General features: G+C 69.0%; 19 protein-coding genes. 4 read left to right on the top strand and 15 right to left on the bottom strand.

The window, feature by feature from the left end; genetic code table 11:
- Positions 1-5 precede the first annotated feature (5 nt).
- The 7 genes from WFG93_RS05840 to WFG93_RS05810 are packed head-to-tail and all read right to left on the bottom strand — an operon-like array spanning position 6 to position 6,332.
- Entirely contained in the window at positions 6-1,160 is a 1,155-nt protein-coding gene (locus WFG93_RS05840) for a hypothetical protein (RefSeq protein WP_336645380.1), read from the bottom strand.
- Positions 1,160-2,065 carry a bifunctional DNA-formamidopyrimidine glycosylase/DNA-(apurinic or apyrimidinic site) lyase gene (gene mutM / locus WFG93_RS05835; protein ID WP_336645379.1) on the bottom strand — a complete coding sequence of 302 codons (906 nt, stop codon included), beginning with the start codon at positions 2,063-2,065 and terminating at the stop codon, positions 1,160-1,162. The genes WFG93_RS05840 and mutM overlap by 1 nt, the downstream gene beginning before the upstream one ends.
- Positions 2,066-2,072: 7 nt before the next feature.
- Positions 2,073-2,765 carry a ribonuclease III gene (gene rnc / locus WFG93_RS05830; RefSeq protein ID WP_336645378.1) on the bottom strand — a complete coding sequence of 231 codons (693 nt, stop codon included), beginning with the start codon at positions 2,763-2,765 and terminating at the stop codon, positions 2,073-2,075.
- A 10-nt stretch (positions 2,766-2,775) separates the two neighbouring features.
- Complete coding sequence (gene rpmF, locus WFG93_RS05825; protein ID WP_040165203.1) at positions 2,776-2,985, bottom strand: 50S ribosomal protein L32; 210 nt, start codon at positions 2,983-2,985, stop codon at positions 2,776-2,778.
- A 2-nt stretch (positions 2,986-2,987) separates the two neighbouring features.
- Positions 2,988-3,536 (bottom strand): YceD family protein, encoded by a 549-nt coding sequence (locus tag WFG93_RS05820; protein WP_336645705.1) that lies wholly within the window; start codon positions 3,534-3,536, stop codon positions 2,988-2,990.
- Between the two features lie 54 nt (positions 3,537-3,590).
- Complete coding sequence (gene coaD / locus WFG93_RS05815) at positions 3,591-4,088, bottom strand: pantetheine-phosphate adenylyltransferase (RefSeq protein WP_336645377.1); 498 nt, start codon at positions 4,086-4,088, stop codon at positions 3,591-3,593.
- Between the two features lie 57 nt (positions 4,089-4,145).
- Positions 4,146-6,332, bottom strand: coding sequence for an ATP-dependent DNA helicase RecG (locus tag WFG93_RS05810; protein WP_336645376.1), 2,187 nt, complete (start codon positions 6,330-6,332; stop codon positions 4,146-4,148).
- A 55-nt stretch (positions 6,333-6,387) separates the two neighbouring features.
- On the opposite strand from WFG93_RS05810, the gene rsmD reads away from it, so the two are divergent.
- A complete protein-coding gene (gene rsmD, locus WFG93_RS05805) occupies positions 6,388-6,951 on the top strand; it encodes a 16S rRNA (guanine(966)-N(2))-methyltransferase RsmD (protein WP_336645375.1) in 564 nt (187 codons plus the stop codon).
- Positions 6,952-6,961: 10 nt separating this feature from the next.
- Here rsmD and thiL read toward each other — a convergent pair whose 3' ends face one another.
- Entirely contained in the window at positions 6,962-7,966 is a 1,005-nt protein-coding gene (gene thiL / locus WFG93_RS05800) for a thiamine-phosphate kinase (RefSeq protein WP_336645374.1), read from the bottom strand.
- Between the two features lie 23 nt (positions 7,967-7,989).
- Here thiL and WFG93_RS05795 point away from each other — a divergent pair, with 23 nt between their 5' ends.
- The gene (locus WFG93_RS05795; protein WP_336645373.1) at positions 7,990-8,469 is read left to right on the top strand and encodes a DUF3515 family protein; all 480 of its coding nucleotides are present in this window, start codon (positions 7,990-7,992) and stop codon (positions 8,467-8,469) included.
- 4 nt (positions 8,470-8,473) lie between these two features.
- Here the strand turns inward: WFG93_RS05795 and WFG93_RS05790 are convergent, their stop codons facing one another.
- From WFG93_RS05790 to WFG93_RS05760, 7 genes are all read right to left on the bottom strand, one after another.
- A complete protein-coding gene (locus WFG93_RS05790; protein ID WP_336645372.1) occupies positions 8,474-9,556 on the bottom strand; it encodes a D-alanine--D-alanine ligase family protein in 1,083 nt (360 codons plus the stop codon).
- Positions 9,456-10,598, bottom strand: coding sequence for an NAD(P)H-dependent glycerol-3-phosphate dehydrogenase (locus WFG93_RS05785; protein ID WP_336645371.1), 1,143 nt, complete (start codon positions 10,596-10,598; stop codon positions 9,456-9,458). Before WFG93_RS05785 ends, WFG93_RS05790 begins: the two co-directional genes overlap by 101 nt.
- Positions 10,588-11,337: a lysophospholipid acyltransferase family protein gene (locus WFG93_RS05780; RefSeq protein WP_336645370.1), complete on the bottom strand. Its 750-nt coding sequence runs from the start codon at positions 11,335-11,337 to the stop codon at positions 10,588-10,590. The genes WFG93_RS05785 and WFG93_RS05780 overlap by 11 nt, the downstream gene beginning before the upstream one ends.
- Before the next feature lie 4 nt (positions 11,338-11,341).
- A complete protein-coding gene (gene murA, locus WFG93_RS05775; RefSeq protein WP_336645369.1) occupies positions 11,342-12,706 on the bottom strand; it encodes a UDP-N-acetylglucosamine 1-carboxyvinyltransferase in 1,365 nt (454 codons plus the stop codon).
- Positions 12,707-12,811: 105 nt separating this feature from the next.
- Positions 12,812-13,453 carry a 3-isopropylmalate dehydratase small subunit gene (leuD, locus tag WFG93_RS05770; RefSeq protein ID WP_336645368.1) on the bottom strand — a complete coding sequence of 214 codons (642 nt, stop codon included), beginning with the start codon at positions 13,451-13,453 and terminating at the stop codon, positions 12,812-12,814.
- Positions 13,453-14,880, bottom strand: a complete 1,428-nt coding sequence (gene leuC, locus WFG93_RS05765) for a 3-isopropylmalate dehydratase large subunit (protein WP_336645367.1) — start codon at positions 14,878-14,880, stop codon at positions 13,453-13,455. The genes leuD and leuC overlap by 1 nt, the downstream gene beginning before the upstream one ends.
- A gap of 178 nt (positions 14,881-15,058) precedes the next feature.
- Positions 15,059-16,009: a TerC/Alx family metal homeostasis membrane protein gene (locus WFG93_RS05760; protein WP_442928234.1), complete on the bottom strand. Its 951-nt coding sequence runs from the start codon at positions 16,007-16,009 to the stop codon at positions 15,059-15,061.
- A gap of 265 nt (positions 16,010-16,274) precedes the next feature.
- On the opposite strand from WFG93_RS05760, the gene WFG93_RS05755 reads away from it, so the two are divergent.
- Positions 16,275-16,832, top strand: coding sequence for an RNA polymerase sigma factor (locus WFG93_RS05755; protein WP_336645704.1), 558 nt, complete (start codon positions 16,275-16,277; stop codon positions 16,830-16,832).
- On the top strand, positions 16,829-17,956 hold the full coding sequence (locus WFG93_RS05750) for a DUF4349 domain-containing protein (RefSeq protein ID WP_336645365.1): 1,128 nt from the start codon (positions 16,829-16,831) through the stop codon (positions 17,954-17,956). Before WFG93_RS05755 ends, WFG93_RS05750 begins: the two co-directional genes overlap by 4 nt.
- Positions 17,957-17,990 lie beyond the last annotated feature (34 nt).

The raw sequence follows: 17,990 nt of genomic DNA, 5'->3' as shown, positions 1-17,990 counted from the left end.
GATCCTCAGCGGCCGTCGATGATCGACATGAATCCCGCGAAGGCGAACAGCCCGGGCACGACATACAGGAAGGCCAGCGTGGCGTACCAGCCGATGGCTCCGAAGAGGGACCACGGTCCCACGCGGCGGTCGCGCATCCTCAGACGCCGTCCCGCCGCGTCGATCCGCCGTTCCGGTTCCACCCAGGTGACAGTGGGGTCTGCCATCACGGCCCGGAACGCGCTGACGGCGGTGGGTTCTCCCTGCCCGGTGACCCGGTCGTCGCGGTAGCGGGCTGCGGCGCGCAACACCACCGGGACGGCGCCGCTGAGGAGTCCGCCGAAGTCCTGCCATGTCTCGGCGCTCGTGAACTCGGCCGCGCCCGGAGCGAAGAAGACCACGGTGTCGTCGACCATCTCGATGTTGAAGGACGCGGCATGGTCGAGGAGCGCAGACATCACATCGGGCGCGAGCAGGTACAGAGCGTCGGTGCCGTAGTCGGCGGGCGCGAAGAGGTGGAAGTGCCGGTCGAAATCACCCTCCAGCGAGATCCGCTGCCCCTGCTCCAGGTGCACGGGGAGCTGCTTCGAGATGCCACCCGCCTTCGCGGAGCCGAGGATCAGGTGCGGGACGGGTGCGGGCAGCCGGAGCATCAGATACTGCCAGTCGTCGCTGGCGGCGCGCTTCGTTCTGAGCTGGCCGAACTCGACGTTCTGCGCGACGAATCGGGGATGGAAGTACGTCGCCGCAGCACCCGTCGTGATCAGGGATCGGAACCGCGCTGCGCGAGTGGAATCGGGCTCGAAGCCGTTGGCGAGCGCAGTCAGGGTCTGACGCCAGCTTGCCATGCGCGAGCGCCGCGACGGCGGCAGCTTCGACCAGCGCCACAGCAGAACGGCGCCACTGCACCAGATCAGGAAGACGACGGTCAGGACCACGATGTCGCGCACATCGACCGCGGTGACCCGGTTGTCCTGAAGCGTGTCTATCCGCACGCCGAGCGTGAACCAGACGATGCAGAGGTACCACAGCATCAGGCAGTGGTTCACGTGCACGATCAGCCGGCGCACCGTCGGCATCCAGCGCGGACGCGCATCGCGGCGAGCCCGGTCGATCGCCGCCGCGACGTCGGGCGCCGGCGCGCTCAGCCATCGCAGATCCATCTCCGCGCCCTGCATCATCAGCGCTTCCGCTGGCAGCGCGGGCAGTAGTGGCTCGACCGGTTCATGAACGCCTCACGACGGATGGGTGTGCCACAGCGCGGGCAGGGCTGCCCGCCCCGGCCGTAGGCGTTCAGGGAATGAGCGAAGTACCCGGCCTGCCCGTTGACGTTGACGTACTGCGCGTCGAAGCTCGTCCCGCCCTCCGCCAGCGCCTTCTCGAGAACGAGACGCACTTCGGCGAGCAGCCTTCGCAGCGCCGACACGGATACCGCGGTGCCGTGCGTCTCGGGGTGGATGCGGGCCGCCCACAGCGACTCATCGGCGTAGATGTTGCCGATACCGCTGACGAGCGTCTGGTCGAGCAGGATTCGCTTGATCGCGCTGCTGCGACGGCGCACCGCGTCGACGAAGGCCTGGTCTTGGAACGCCGGGTCGAGAGGATCGCGCGCGATGTGCGCGACCTGCGAAGGCACCAGCGGGTCGGGTGCGCCGTAGCCACCCGCCGCGTCGTCCGGTGTGGGCAGGAGCGGGTCGACGGCCAGAGAGCCGAAGGTGCGCTGATCGGCGAAGACAATCGCGAGGGCACCGTGCCGGGGATGCTCGATGTGCATCCGGATGCGTTCGTGGCGTTCCGATGCGGCATCCGGTGCGCGCAGCAGTATCTGCCCGCTCATCCCCAGGTGCGCGACCAGCGCCTCGGGCGCCGTCGATTCTTCATCGCTCAACGGCAGCCAGAGGAACTTGCCGCGACGCGCCGCCGCGCGCAGGTCACGGCCCTCCAGTCGCGAGACGAAGTCGGCCGCGCCGCGGGGATGGCGGGTCAGCGCGCGTTCATCGAGCACGTCGACAGCGAGGATGCGGGCATCGGTGACAGCCGGCGCGAGTCCGTGGCGGACCACCTCGACTTCGGGAAGTTCGGGCACCCCGCACTCAGCTCCGCACGTTGAGCAGGCGCCACGCGGTCAGCGCGGCGGCCATCTCGGCGGTCTTCTTGCTGGTGCCGACGCCGGTGGTGTCCAGCTCGCCCACGCGGACCGTGGCGGTGAAGACGCGATTGTGGTCGGGGCCGGCGGACTGGATCGAGTAGACCGGCGGCGCCGCGCCGAGGCGCGCCGCCAGCTCCTGCAGGCTCGTCTTCGGATCCATCGCGGCGCCGTAGCGCTCGGGGTCATCGAGCAGCGGTGCGGTCAGTCGCAGCACCAGATCGGTGGCGGCATCGGGCCCCGCCGAGAGGAACGCGGCGCCGAAGACTGCCTCCATGGTGTCGGCGAGGATCGAGTCCTTGTCGCGACCGCCGGTCTGCTCCTCGCCCCGGCCCAGGCGCAGGTACTGGCCGAGCCCGATACCGCGAGCGACCTCGGCGAGGGCGACCGTCGAGACGACGCTTGCGCGCCGTTTCGCCAGCTGACCCTCGTCGAGGTCGGGGTGCGTCGTGAAGAGCATGACGGTCACCGCGAGCCCGAGCACCGAGTCCCCGAGGAACTCGAGACGCTCGTTGTTCGGGATGCCGCCGTGCTCGTACGCGTAGGAGCGATGCGTGAGAGCCTGCTCCAGCAGCTCGGGATCGATCGCGACGCCGAGTCTCTGCGCCAGCGAGGCCCGCTGCGCGAGGATCTCGGACATGGCGATCCGATCAGATGTCAGCGACCTTGCGGCCCTTGTACTCGAGGAACAGCTCGGTGCCCTGCGAGTCGGTGACGACCTTCGCCTGGTGCGGGCGGCTGTAGACGACCTTGCCGTTCTCGACGGTCTTGACCAGCGCGGGAGCCTCGGCCTTCCACTGCGCGCGACGCGAGCGGGTGTTCGAACGGGAGACCTTGCGCTTCGGGGGGTTACCAGCCATGATCAGCTCTCTTCTTTCTCGGCGGCACGGCTCTCTGCCGCACCGTCCTGGTCTGTGATGTGTCGGAGCGCGCTCCACCGTGGATCGATGGGAGCGGGGCTCTCTGCGCCGGCGCTCTCGGTCAGCTTCTCACCCGTTGTCGGGTCGAGGCCCGGGCAGTCCGGCTGACACACCGGCTGAAATGGAAGCGACAACACGATCGCATCCCTGACCAGAGTTTCAAGATCCACGTGGTCGTCTTGAACCTCGAAGTCAGTTTCTTCCTCACCAGGATACGCGAAAAGCTCCTGGAACTCGACTTCGACAGGCGCAGTGATGTCGGTGAGGCAGCGACCGCACACCCCGGTGTACTGGGAATCGGCGGTTCCGGACGCGAGGATGCCCTCGTGCACCGATTCCAGGCGCACGTCGATGTCGAGCGTCTCACCGGCTTCCACGGCGACGATGCCCTCACCCCATTTCTCGGGAAGGGTCACCTCGAAGCGGTGTTCGCGCATCTCCCCCGGCTTGCGGACGATGTCGCGGACGGGCAGGAAGAAAGGACCGTTCACTCGGGATTTCACCCCGCCATGCTACCCGTCGTCAGATGGACGGGGGCTGAACGGCTAGAGCCCGCGCGCCCCGGTGTCGAGGAACGACGCGACCACAGGTGGCACGAACGGCGACACGTCGCCGCCGAGTGCGGCGACCTGACGCACCAGAGAGCTGGAGACCAGCGCGTGAGCGGGATCGGGAAGGAGGAAGACCGTCTCGATGTCGGCGAGATGCCGGTTCACGATCGCCATGGGGGACTCGTAGGCGACGTCGACCTGCGAGCGGATGCCCTTGACGAGCACACCGGCGTCGACGTCGCGGGCGTAGTCGACGAGCAGGCCCATGCTCCACGACCCGACGATGATGTGGCCCTCGAGGCCCGCCTCAGCGATCGACTGCTCGAGGAGGTTCATCCGCTGCGCGATCGGCAGCATCGCCTCTTTGCCGGGGTTGTGCACCACGAGCACGTGCAGCTCGTCGTAGAGTCGCGCCGCACGGGCGATCACGTCGAGATGCCCGAGCGTTGGCGGGTCGAAGGATCCGGGGACGACGGCGATCCGAGAATTCACTTCGACTCACTCCGTTCGCTCAGTACAGGCACGATCACAGACTATGACACCGCACCCTCAGTTCTTGCTGAGCGCTGCCCGGTCGGCTTCGCTCACACGTCCGGCGATGGCGGTGCGCAGACCGGCGTGATCCACCAGCATCGGATCGTCGCGCAGGATGTCAGCGGCGATGTCGCGGGCGTACGCGATCAGGCCGGCATCCTTCACCACCCGCAGCAGCCGCAGCGAGGACTTCACCCCGGCCTGTGCGGCGCCGAGCACATCACCCTCGCCGCGCAGCTCGAGGTCGACCTCGGCGAGTTCGAAGCCGTCGAGCGTGGCGGCGACCGCCTCCACACGCTCCCGAGCGAGCGAGCCCGCTTCGGCCTCGGTCACCAGCAGGCAGAGTCCGGCATGCTCGCCTCGTCCCACACGTCCGCGCAGCTGGTGCAGCTGCGAGACGCCGAACCGGTCGGCGTCCATGATGACCATCGTCGACGCGTTGGGCACGTCCACACCGACCTCGATGACCGTCGTGGCGATGAGCAGGTCGATCTCTCCGCGGCCGAAGGCGCGCATGACGGCATCCTTCTCGTCCGCGGGCATCTTGCCGTGCAGGACCGCTCGTCGCACGCCGCCGAGCACCGGATGCGTCGCCAGCAGCTGATCCAGCTGGACCACCCCCCAGCGCGGGCCTTTTCCCTCCACGTCGGACGGCTCCGCCTCCGGCGGGGCCTGTTCGACCGCGTCCGCGCTGTCGCTGGTCGTGTCGATCGCGGCGCACACGGCGAAGACCTGGCGCCCCGCGGCGATCTCCTCGGCCGAGCGCGCCCAGACGCGCTGGAACCAGTCGGGGTGCTCGGCCAATGGCGCCACGAAGGTCTTGATGCCGGCGCGTCCGGCGGGCATCGATCGGATCACCGACGTGTCCAGGTCGCCGAACACGGTCATCGCGACCGTACGAGGGATGGGCGTCGCGGTCAGCACCAGGGCGTGCGGGGCGGTCCCCTTCGCGCGCAGCGACTCGCGCTGCTCGACGCCGAACCGGTGCTGCTCGTCGACGACGACGAGCGCGAGATCGGCGAAGGTGGTCTTCTCGGACAGCAGCGCGTGGGTGCCGATCACGATGAGCGATTGACCGGATGCCACGCGCAGCGCGGCCTTGCGCCGCGCCGGTGCGCTCATCTGACCGGTCAGCAGGGTGGGGATCAGCTCGGCCGACATGTCGGGCCCGAGCATCTTCGTGATGGAGCGGAGATGCTGCGCGGCGAGCACCTCCGTGGGGGCGATGAGCGCCGCCTGCCCGCCCGACTCGGCCGTCTGCAGCATGGCCCGCAATGCGACGAGGGTCTTTCCCGAGCCGACCTCGCCCTGGATGAGCCGGTTCATCGGCCGCTCGGCCTCGAGGTCCGCGGCGATCTCGGCCCCCACCCGCTGCTGGTCGGCGGTGAGCGTGAACGGCAGCGTCGCGTCGAAGCGCTCCAGCAGTCCGCCCGGACGTGCCGCACGCGGTGCCGCGGTGAGAGAGCGCACCCGCACGCGCTGCTGCAGAAGAGCGGCCTGCAGCACCAGTGCCTCGTGCATGCGCAGGGTGCGCACGGCCGGGTCGATGTCGGCGCGGCGGCGCGGCCGGTGGATGCTCTCGAGTGCCTCGCGTGCCGTGAGCAGCCCCTCCCGCGCCCTGATATCGGCGGAGAGCGGATCCGGCACCTCATCGAGCCGGTCGAGCACCGCCCCGATGAGCTTGGCGATCTGCCAACTCTGCATCGCCGAGGTCGCCGGATAGATCGGGATGGGCACGTCCTGCAGGGCATCCGCTTGCCGGTATGCGGACTCGCTGTCATCGAAGAGCTGGTAGTCCGGATGCGCGAACTGCACCGTGTCCTTGAACTTGCCGACCTTGCCCGAGAAGATTCCGCGGCGGCCGACCGCGAGCTCCTTCCTGCGCCACTCCGCCTGCGCGAGGTTCTTCGCGAAGAACGTCAGCGACATGCGCCCCACCCCGTCGCCGATGATCACCTCGAGCATCGCGCCGCGACGGTTGCGCATCTCGCGTGCGGTGGCCGAGAGGACCTCGGCGACGATGGTGACCGTCTCGCCGATCGGCAGCTCCAGGATCGGAGTCAGCTCTCCACGGTCGGCATAACGGCGCGGGTAGTGTCCGAGCAGCTCTCCCACCGTCTGCATGCCGAACGCGCGCGCGAGGGTCTTAGCCGTTGATGCCCCGGCGGCTGTCGTCAGCGGCGTGTCGAGCTCGAAGGACATGCTCCGAGTCTAGGCAGGGCCGGGGACGCCGCTGATCGTGTCGTATCGTGATCGGGTGACGAGGATCATCGCAGGCGCTGCGCGAGGGGCGCGACTGGACGTCCCCGGAGCAGGCACCCGTCCGACCAGCGACCGAGTGCGGGAATCGCTCTTCGGTGCGCTGGAATCGATGGATGCGCTGCACGGGGCGCGGGTGCTCGACCTGTACGCCGGCAGCGGTGCGCTCGGGCTGGAAGCGCTGAGCCGAGGCGCGGAAGGTGTCGACCTCGTCGAGATCTCGCGCTCGGCCGCGAACACGGCCGGGCGCAACGCGGCGGTCGTCGCCAGGGCGATGGCGGCGGCCACAGCGGCGAAGGTGCATCAGAGCGCGGTCCGTGCCTACCTCTCCCGGGCGCAGGGACCCTACGACCTCGTCTTCACCGACCCGCCCTACGACCTCGACGACGCGGCGATGACCGCTGACCTCGTCGCGCTGAGACCGCTGCTCTCGGCAGACGCGGTGGTGGTCATCGAGCGCGGCAAGCGTTCGACGCCGCCGGACCTGGCAGCAGCGGGCCTCGCGCTGCTGCGCGAGAAGACCTACGGCGACACGCGGGTGTGGTGGGCGGAACCGGCGTGAGTGAGAGCGCTCAGCGCGCGTGATCCCAGTCCCGGTACGGGTCCCACCCCGTCTCGGTGACTGGATCGCCATCGAGCAGCACCGGTGCGCCGGAGCGCGGGATCACGGTGCCGATGCGCGTGAAGCCGGCGGGCAGGTCGCTCGAGGGGAATGCCGCCAGCAGGCCGTGATCCTCTCCCCCGCCCAGCGCCCTGCCCCGATCGCCGCCGAATGCCAGCGCATCCAGCGCGGACCCCGAGAAATCGATCGTTACGTCGGACGCATCGGCGAGGCGGGACGCATCGAGCGCGAGCCCATCGGAGACGTCCATCATCGCGGTCGCCCCGGCATCCGCCGCCAGCGGGCCGAGCCGCAGAGGCGGCTCGGGGCGCAGCTGACGATCGAGCGCCCGCTGCTGTAAGGGATCCAGACTCGCGCGGTCGGCGGGAACGGGCACCGCACCGCGGCGGAACCGTCCAAAAAGCAGGCCGAGGCCGGCGGCGGCCACCCCCAGCTCGCCGGCGAGGGCGACGATATCCCCCGCTCGCGCACCGGATCGGGTGACCGCGACGCGTCCGCCGAGGTCGCCCAGCGCGGTCACCGCGATCAGCAGCAGCTCGGAGACGGTGAGATCCCCGCCGACGACCGAGCAGCCAGGGGCGAGCTGCGCACAGCATTCCCGGATGCCGTCGGCCATGGCCTCGATGAACGACAGTCGGGTGTCGGCCGGCACCGCCAACGAGACGAGGAGCGCCGTGGGCACGGCGCCCATCGCAGCGATGTCGGAGAGGTTGACGGCTGCCGCCTTCCAGCCCAGGTCGTAGCCGCTCGACCAGGCGAGGCGGAAGTCCGGCCCCTCCACCAGAGTGTCGGCGCTCGCGACCACCGCGCCCGACGGCGTGGCGAGCACAGCCGCGTCGTCACCGGGGCCGAGCAGCGTGTGCGACGCCGGCGCCGTGCGCGCCAGGATGGCCCGCAGCACCGCTCCCTCGCTGAGATCGCCGATGTGCGGGTCGTCGTTCGGAGCGGATGCCATGGCGACAACGGTAGCCTGGAAACATGCTGCGCCGTTTCGCCCTGATCTGCTGCGCGGTGTCGCTGCTGGTGCTCACCGGATGCTCCACGACCGTCGCGCTCACGCCCGCGCCGGACGCGAACAATCCGCTGTGCGCCGAGGTCAGCGTGCGTCTGCCGAAGAGCGTGGCCGAGCAGGACAGACGCTGGACCGACGCGCAGGCGACCGGGGCGTACGGGACGGATGCCGGCACCAGCGTGATCGTCACCTGCGGTGTGAAGGTGCCCGGCCCCACGGCGGAGCTGCAGTGCGTGACGCTCGAGGGCATCGACTGGCTGGTCGACGACTCCGAGGCTCCGCGCATGCGGATGACCACCTACGGGCGCGACCCCGCCGTGCAGGTCTTCGTCGACACGTCCGTGGTCAGCGCGAACCGGGTGCTCGCCAACAGCGGCATCGTCTCGGGCGTGCGGATGATCCCCGCCACGAGCGCCTGCACGGCGCCCGACGAACTGCCGGAATAGCCCTTCAGCGGCGCAGCCCGCCCTCGATCAGCTCCGAGATCAGCTCGCTGTAGCTGAGCCCGGATGCGATCCAGCACTTCGGGAACATCGAGATCGGGGTGAACCCGGGCATGGTGTTCAGCTCGTTGACGACGATCTCGCCCTCGGCCGTGAGGAACACATCCACGCGTGCGAGACCCTTGCCGTCCACCGCCTCGAAGGCCCGCACGCCCACGCGCTGCACGGCTGCGATCTGCTCCTCGTCCAGCGCGGCGGGGCAGACCACCTCGACACCCTCTCCGCCGAGGTACTTGCCCTCGAAGTCGTAGAAGCCGCGCGAGGTGAGGACGATCTCGCCGGGCAGCGAGGCGCGCACGCCCTCCGCGCCCTCGAGGATGGCCACCTCGATCTCACGGCCGACGATGCCGGTCTCGACGAGCACCTTCTCGTCCTCCGCGAACGCGACCTCGAGCGCGGCATCCAGCTCGCCGAGATGAGCGACCTTCGACACCCCGACGCTGGAGCCGGCTCGCGCGGGCTTGACGAACACCGGCATGCCGAGCTCGGCGATGGCCGCGCGCAGCCGAGCGGAATCGGCGCGCCACGCCCGCTCGCGCACGGTCACCCAGGGCGCGACAGCGATGCCGTCGGCTTCGAGCGCGACCTTCATGAAGTGCTTGTCCATGCACATCGCCGAATCCAGCACCCCTCCGCCGGCATAGGGCAGCTCGAGGGTGTCGAAGTAGCCCTGGATGGTGCCGTCCTCGCCGTGCGCGCCGTGCAGGATCGGCAGCACGACGTCCACCTCGCCCAGCTGCACGAGCGAGCCGTCGGGGGCCACCACGCGCAGCATCCGGTCCCCGCCGGCCTCGGGCCATCGGATCCGGGTGCCGTTGTCGACCACCTCGGGCATGCGGGCGGCGTCGAGGGCGAACTTCTCGGGATCATCCTGCTCGAGCACGAACGCGCCCTCGCGGGTGATGCCGACCGGGATCACCGCGTAGCGGTCACGGTCGATCGCCGCCAGCACTCCGCCCGCCGTTGCGGAGCTGATCGAATGCTCGCTGGAACGCCCGCCGAAGAGCACCACCACCGTCTGCTTGTCCATGATTGGTCCTCTCCTCCTGCGGAGTGTCGTCGTCGGTGGTCAGGTGAGGGGCGATGTCACGAGGATCCATCCGCCCGTCGAGCACCATCTTCACCTGCTGCACGATGGGCATGTGCACCTCGGACTCGTGTGCGAGCTGCAGCACCGGAGCGACCGATGCGAGTCCCTCGGCGGTCTGCTGCATCTGCTTCACGACATCCTGGAAGCTGTAGCCCTGACCGAGCAAGCGGCCCGCGGTGTTGTTGCGGCTCAGCGGCGACTGGCAGGTCGCGATGAGATCACCCAGGCCCGCGAGTCCCTGCAGGGTCTCCGGGCGCGCGCCGTTCGCCACGGCGAAGTCGGTCATCTCGACCAGACCTCGGGTGATGATCGACGCCTTGGTGTTCTCACCGTAGCCGACCCCGTCGACGATGCCGATCGCGACGGCGATGAGGTTCTTCAGCACGCCGCCGAACTCGGTGCCGATGACGTCGGTGTTCACGAACGAGCGGAAGTAGCTGTTGCGCGCCGTGCGCGCCACAGCGTCCGCGGTCTCCTGGCTGTGTGAGGCGATCACCGCGGCCGTGGGCTGCTCGCGTGCGATCTCGAGCGCGAGGTTCGGGCCGGATGCGACGGCGATGAGATCTGGGTCGCAGCGCAGCTCCTGCTCGATGACCTGACTCATCCGCAGCCCAGAGGAGCGCTCGACGCCCTTCATCAGACTGACGACCCGCACGTCGCGCCCAGCGAGCAGCGGTCGCAGCGCTTTCAGGTTCTCACGCAGAGTCTGGCTGGGCACCGAGAGGTACACCTGCTCGGCGCCCTCGAGCGCCAGTGCGAGCTCGTGGGTCGCCTGCATCGTGCGTGGCAGGTTGACCCCGGGCAGGTACTTCGAGTTGCGCTTCGCTTCGCTGATCTCATGGGCGAGCTCGGGACGGCGGGCCCACATCGTCACCTGCGCTCCGCCGTCGCAGAGCACCTTGCCGAAGGTGGTCCCCCAGCTTCCGGCGCCGATCACCGCGGCCCGGGTGCCTGAGGGCTGCGGCGTTCGCTTATGGATCAAGGCGCCCCGTCTCCTTCTGCCCGTGCTCGGCGGGGTTCCAGCGCTTCGCGGGCGCCTTCTCGTCGCGCAGCTGCTCGAGCAGCGCGGTGATGGCGGCCATGAGTCGCTCGGTGGCCTCGGCGAGCACGCCGGGCTCACCCGCGCGTCCGCGCAGGTCCGACAGGTCCACGGGGTCGCCGAACACGACGCGCACCGGCTTGCGGAGCGGCCAGAGGCTGAGGCCCTTCTGATATCGAGCCATGATGGCCTGAGTGCCCCAGTGCGCCACGGGGATGAGCGGGATGTCGGCGGTGAGCGCCAGACGCACCGCGCCGGACTTGCCGCGCATCGGCCACATCTGCGGGTCGCGCGTGAGGGTTCCCTCCGGGTACACGATCACGCCCCGGTCGTTCTCGACGAGCTCTCGCGACGCGGCGAGGGTCTGCTTCGCGGCCGACGCCGACGAGGTGCGCGCCACCGGGATCATGCCGGTGCGCCGCAGCACCCAGCCGAGCACCGGCACGCGGAACAGGCTGTCCTTGGCCATGAAGCGCGGCAGGCGCCCGGTGCGGTACACCGCGATCGCCACGATGAGCGGATCGAACTCGGAGTAGTGGTTGGGGGCGAGCACGAACGGCCCCTTGCGGGGCAGCTTGTGCGCGTCGGCGACCGTGATCTTCGCCAGCAGCGAGACGAGCGGGATGACGATCACCGCGAGCGGCCAGAAGAGGCTGGGGCGGCTCCGTTCGGAGGCGGGCATCACGTCACCGGACGACGTCGAAGTCGGCGCCCAGCGCGCGCAGCTTGTCGAAGAACTTCTCGTAGCCGCGGCTGAGGATGTCGACGCCCGAGACCTGCGACTCGCCCTGCGCGGTCAGCGCCGCGATCACGTGGCTGTAGCCGCCTCGCAGGTCGGGGACCACGATGTCGGCGGCGTACAGCGGAGTAGGGCCGGTGATCACCGCGGCCTGCTCCAGCTCGCGTCGGGCAACCCGTCGCGGACCGTTCTGCAGACCGTGCGGGTGCACCTCGATGTCGGCGCCCATCTTGACCAGCGCCTGTGTGAACCCGAAGCGGTTCTCGTACACCGTCTCGTGCACGATCGAGCGCCCGTGGGCCTGCGTGAGCGCCACGATCAGCGGCTGCTGCCAGTCGGTCATGAACCCGGGGTGCACGTCGGTCTCCACCGTCACCGGCTTGAGCTCGCCGGCACGGCGGAACAGGATGCCGTCCTCCTGCACATCGAACCAGCCGCCGGCCTTGCGGAACACGTTGAGGAACGTCAGCATCTCCTGCTGCTTCGCGCCGCCGACGAAGATCTCCCCGTCAGTGGCCAGCGCAGCACACGCCCAGGACGCGGCCTCGTTGCGGTCGAAGATGCACCGGTGGTCGTAGCCGCGCAGCGTCTGGACGCCCTCGATGAGGATCACGCGGTTCGGCTCGTACGAGATGATGGCGCCCATCTTCTGCAGCACCGCGATGAGATCCATGATCTCGGGCTCGATGGCGGCGTTGAGCAGCTCGGTGACGCCCTGCGCGCGCACCGCCGTCAGCAGCACCTGCTCGGTGGCGCCGACGCTGGGGTAGGGCAGGTGGATCTTCGCGCCCTTGAGTCCCTGCGGGGCCGAGAGGCGGATGCCGTTGGGCTGCTTCTCGACGACGGCGCCGAACTTGCGCAGCGCGTCCAGGTGGAAGTCGATGGGCCGGTCGCCGATGCGGCATCCACCGAGGTCGGGAATGAACGCCTGCCCGAGACGGTGCAGCAGCGGTCCGCAGAAGAGGATGGGAATGCGCGACGCACCGGCGTGCGCGTCGATCTCCTCGTAGTGCGCGGACTCCACCATGCTGGGGTCGAGCACGAGCGAACCGGGCTCGTCGCCCTCGGTCACGGTCACACCGTGCACCTCGAGCAGCGAGCGCACCACGGCGACGTCGCTGAGGTCGGGGACATCGCGCAGCGTGCTGGCGGTCTCCCCGAGCAGGGTGGCGACCATCGCCTTGGTGGCGAGGTTCTTCGCGCCCTTCACATCCACGCGTCCGCGCAGCGGTCTGCCGCCACGGATCGCGAGGACGGATCCGGCGACAGCCGGAGCCTGGTCGACTACAGCAGCTCGTGGCGGTGTCGTCATTCGGACCTCATCTTCATCGGGACATCGTGGCGTTCGCCGCGATGTCTGCGTCTCTCACGGCGGATGCCGCGGGGCTCAGGGCCCCCGGCCCACGACTTCCGGTTCCTAGCGGACCGGGAGTGTGCGTGGCCGCCACGATTCGCGACGGGCCTCGAACTGCGCGATCTTGTCCTCATTGCGCAGCGTGAGCCCGATGTCATCGAGCCCTTCGAGGAGCCGCCATCTAGTGTAATCGTCGATCCCGATGGGCGCCTGGAAGACGGGCTCCGCGCCGGCATCCGATTCGCTGTCGCCCCCCGAGACTGCGGGCACCGTCACCGTGCGCGCTTCGAGGTCCACGGTGATCGCGCGTCCGGGCTGCTCGTCGATCAGCTGCCAGATCCGTTCGATGTCCGCGTCGTCGACGGTCGCGGCCAGCAGGCCCTGCTTTCCGGAGTTGCCGCGGAAGATGTCGGCGAAGCGCGACGACAGGACGACCTTGAAGCCGAAATCGCGCAGCGCCCACACCGCGTGCTCACGGCTGGAGCCGGTGCCGAAGTCGGGGCCGGCGACGAGCACGGACGCGCCCAGGAAGGGTGCCTGGTTGAGCACGAACTGCGGATCCTGGCGCCAGCCGTGGAACAGCGCGTCCTCGAAACCGGTCTTCGTGACCCGCTTGAGGAAGACCGCGGGGATGATCTGATCGGTGTCGACGTTCGAGCGCTTCAGGGGCGCTGCGATTCCGGTGTGCGTGGTGAACTTCTCCATCAGATGCTCCCCTCCAGGTCTGCGGGGCTCGAGAGGGTGCCGCGGATGGCGGTCGCCGCCGCGACCAGCGGCGACACCAGGTGGGTGCGGCCGCCCTTGCCCTGGCGTCCCTCGAAGTTGCGGTTGGATGTCGACGCGCAGCGCTCCCCCGGCGCGAGCTGGTCGGGGTTCATACCCAGGCACATGGAGCATCCGGCGAAGCGCCACTCGGCGCCGAACGCCTCGACGATCTTGTCGATGCCCTCGGCTTCGGCCTCCAGGCGCACGCGGGCGGAGCCCGGGACGACCATGACGCGCACGCCGTCGGCCTTCTTCTTGCCGTCGATGATCGATGCGAAAGCGCGCAGGTCCTCGATCCGGCTGTTCGTGCACGAGCCCATGAAGACCGCATCCACGCGCACATCCTTCAGCGGCGTGCCCGGCGCGAGGTCCATGTACTGCAGCGCCCGCTCGGCGGCGGCGCGCTCGTTCACGTCGTCGAAGTCAGCCGGATCCGGCACCGACGCCGACAGCGAGCTGCCCTGACCGGGGTTGGTGCCCCAGGTGACGAACGGCTCGAGCTCGTCGGCGTCGATGAACACCTCGGCGTCGAAGGTCGCGCCCTCGTCGGTCGGCAGGGTGCGCCAGTACGCGACGGCATCCTCCCAGTCCTGCCCCTCGGGGGCGTGCGGCTTGCCCTTCACATAGGCGAAGGTCGTTTCGTCGGGGGCGACCATGCCCGCGCGGGCACCGGCCTCGATCGACATGTTGCAGATGGTCATGCGCCCCTCCATCGAGAGGGCCCGGATAGCGCTCCCGCGGTACTCGAGTACGTAGCCCTGTCCCCCGCCGGTGCCGATCTTCGCGATTACGGCGAGGATGATGTCCTTCGCGGTCACCCCTGGACGCAGCGTGCCCTCGACGTTGATCGCCATCGTCTTGAAGGGCTTCAGCGGCAGCGTCTGCGTGGCCATGACGTGCTCGACCTCGCTGGTGCCGATGCCGAGCGCCATCGCGCCGAAGGCGCCGTGGGTGGAGGTGTGCGAGTCGCCGCAGACGACCGTGATGCCGGGCATGGTCAGCCCTAGCTGCGGGCCGACGACGTGCACGATGCCCTGTTCCGCGTCGCCGAGCGAATGCAGCCGCACCCCGAACTCCTCGGCGTTGCGACGCAGCGTCTCGATCTGCGTGCGGCTGGTGAGGTCGGCGATCGGCTTGTCGATGGCGAGGGTCGGCGTGTTGTGGTCCTCGGTCGCGATAGTGAGGTCGAGCCGGCGCAGCGGGCGACCCTCTGCGCGCAGCCCGTCGAACGCCTGTGGGCTGGTGACCTCGTGCACGAGGTGCAGGTCGATGTAGATGAGGTCCGGTTCGCCGTTCTCGCCCTTCACGACGAGGTGGTCGTCCCAGACCTTCTCGGCCAGGGTGCGCGGCGTGGTGCTGCTGGTCATGCGGTGTGTTCCTTTGATGGCTCGAAGGGTCGGCCCATGAGCGACTCCGCGACGAGGAAGGCCTAGATCGAGGTCCCGTCGCGGCTGCTAAGAAGAAGAACCACCCGCCGCATGCCGGTCAGTTTACATGGCGCCGCCAGCCCTCCCCGCGCGATGTTTCACACAGCGGAACAGCACCTCATCGCTCGATCGCCTCGCGCTTCTCGCGTCGTGACGCCACGAGGCTGGAGATGGTCGCGACGGCCATCGAGGCGAAGATGACCCCGAGCGAGACCCAGTTGTTGATGTCGGGAGCCCATTCGATGGGCTGGCCGCCGTTGATGAACGGCAGCTCGTTCTCGTGCATGGCGTGCAGGATCAGCTTCACGCCGATGAAGGCGAGGATGAACGCCACGCCGTAGTGCAGATAGCGCAGCCGGTCGAGCAGGTCGCCGAGCAGGAAGTAGAGCTGGCGCAGACCCATCAGCGCGAACAGGTTCGCGGTGAAGACGATGAAGGGGTTCGTTGTGACGCCGAAGATGGCGGGGATGGAGTCGACCGCGAACATCAGGTCGGTGACACCGAGCGAGACGAACACGATGAGCATCGGGGTGAAGATCTTGCGGCCGGCCACGACCGTGCGCAGCTTCGGGCCGTCGTACTCATCGCTGATCGGGATCACACGTCGGATCTGGCGGACGATGAAGTTCTCGGTCTTCGCGTCGTCCTGCTCCTTGTCGGGCATCGCCTGGCGCACCGCGGTGAAGACGAGGAAGGCGCCGAAGACGTAGAAGATCGGACTGAGATGTTCGACCGCGGCGCCGACGATGATGATGAAGATGGCCCGCAGCACCAGCGCGATGATGATGCCCACCATCAGCGCCTCCTGCTGGTAGCGTCGCGGCACCGAGAACTGCGTCATGATCAGCACGAAGACGAAGAGGTTGTCGATCGAGAGGCTGTACTCCATCGCCCAGCCGGTGAGGAAGTCGAGCGACGCCCTCGTATCGCCGATGAAGAACAGCGTCGCGGCGAAGACGAGCGCCAGGGCCACGTAGAACGCGACCCAGAGGCCCGACTCCTTCGTGGACGGGATGTGCGGGCGCTTGAGGATGAGCAGGAGGTCCGCGATGAGGATCACGGTGAGCACGATGAGGGAGGTTACTTCGAACCAGACGGGAATCAAGGGCTGACGCCTTTCGGAGGGTGCGGTGAACGCCGAAAGTCTCTCCCCGCATGTGTGGCATGCCCCGCGCGGCCGGAGCAGCTTTGATGGTGCTCGTGATGACGATCCGCGCGATGTCGGGATACTCCCCCTCGCTGCAACGATGCTATCGGATCCTGAGACGATCTCGTCCTTCCCGACACTCATGTGATGAGAGACACTCTGACAAGCGACGGTGATCGGAACGGAGATGCCGGTGAGCACGCAGGACCGCGAGTGGACGACACGGGCGGCGTCCGGTGACCAGGACGCCTTCCGATCGATCTATCGCGCCTACGCCCGGGCCGTGTACTGGATCGCGCACGGCATCCTCGACTCGCCGGCGGATGCCGAGGATGTCATGCAGGAGACGTTCGTCGTGGCGTGGCGGAAACTGCCCGGGTTCGAGCTGCTCGGCGAGTCGCTGCTGCCGTGGCTGACCACGATCTGCCGCTTCCAGGCGGCGAATCGCCTGCGCGTGCTGCGGCGCGACCGCTCGCACACCTCCGCCGGCCTGGATGACGCCCTGCCCGCCGCGGTGAGCGTGGAGGACCAGGTCATCTCGGCCGCGCTCGCGGAGCGCATCGCCGCTGAAGTCGGACGCCTGGACGAGATCGATCGGCGCATCTTCCGGTTGTGCGCCGTCGACGGCTACGCGTACCAGGCGGCTGCTGCCGAGCTGGGCGTGAGCCACGCGGTGGTCCGCAACCGTCTCTCCCGGGTGCGCTCGCGACTGCGCGGCGCCGTAAAGGAAGCGAGAGACGCATGAGTGGGAACAGCGCACTGCCGCCGCTGAGCGACGAGAGCATCGCGCGCATCGAGCGAGCCGTCTTCGACAGGATCGCCGACGAGAAGCGACCCCGCACGACGGCCCCTGTGCGGCATCCACGACGTCGCGCGTGGCTGACCGGGCTGGGCGTCGCCGCCGCGTTCGTGGCGGGCGCACTCATCGCCCCACCGCTGCTCGATGGCGTCGGCCCGGGCGGGCCCGCCTCCGTACAGTATGACGGGGCCGGCTCGACCGGGTTCGACCCCTCGATGGGCCAGCCGGAGACCGCCGACGGCGGAGCGGACTCGGGCGGAGCGGACTCGGGCGATTCGACCTCGGGAGGGATGGTGGCTCCGCGCGACGACCCGGGAGCGAAGGGCGCGGACGCGCCGATCGGCTCCGTCGACGATGCTCGCGAGATCATCACGACCGCCCAGACGAGTCTGCGCGTGAAGTCCGTCGCCCGGGCGGCGGATGCGATCACGACGCTCGCCGCCGAGCACGGCGGGTACGTGGAATCCTCGTCGCTGGGGCTCGACCCGGATGCCGGCGACATCGCCCCCGAGGAGCCGCGCCGTGCGGGCGAGGGGCGGATCGGCATCCGGATCCCCGCCGCCGACCTCGAGAAGGTGCTGACCGCGCTCGCGGATGAGGGCGAGATCCTGCGCTCATCGATCTCGCGAGACGATGTCACCGCGACGGCTGTGGACCTGCGGGCGCGCATCGACGCGGCGCGCACGTCGGTGAAGCGCCTGACCGAGCTGATGGGCAAAGCAGGCTCGGTGGGCGATCTGCTCTCCGCCGAATCGGCGCTCAGTGAACGGCAGGCGCAGCTGGAGAGCTACGAGCAGCAGCTGAAGAGCCTGGATGAACAGGTGTCGATGTCCGCGATCCAGATCGAGCTGACCGAGCAGACCACCCCGGCGGTGGCTGACCCGGCGGGCTTCGGCGATGGCCTGCTGGCCGGCTGGAACGGTCTCGTGGCGGGGCTGAACGGCCTCGTCATCGTCGTCGGCTTCCTGCTGCCCTGGCTGGCGATCGCGGCGGTCGCGCTCACTGCGATCTGGCTCGTGCGCCGCCGCCGACTTCGCGTCGCACAGCGGGGAGATACAGAATCCGCGTGATTCGGGGGTATACAAGAAACCTTGTGGAGCGGAT

It is taken from the genome of Microbacterium sp. USHLN186 (assembly GCF_037145155.1).
In the GTDB taxonomy this organism is placed as follows: Bacteria; Actinomycetota; Actinomycetes; order Actinomycetales; family Microbacteriaceae; genus Microbacterium.
The sequence above is the reverse complement of the archived record's forward strand: the minus strand, read 5'-3'. Positions and strand labels throughout refer to the sequence as shown.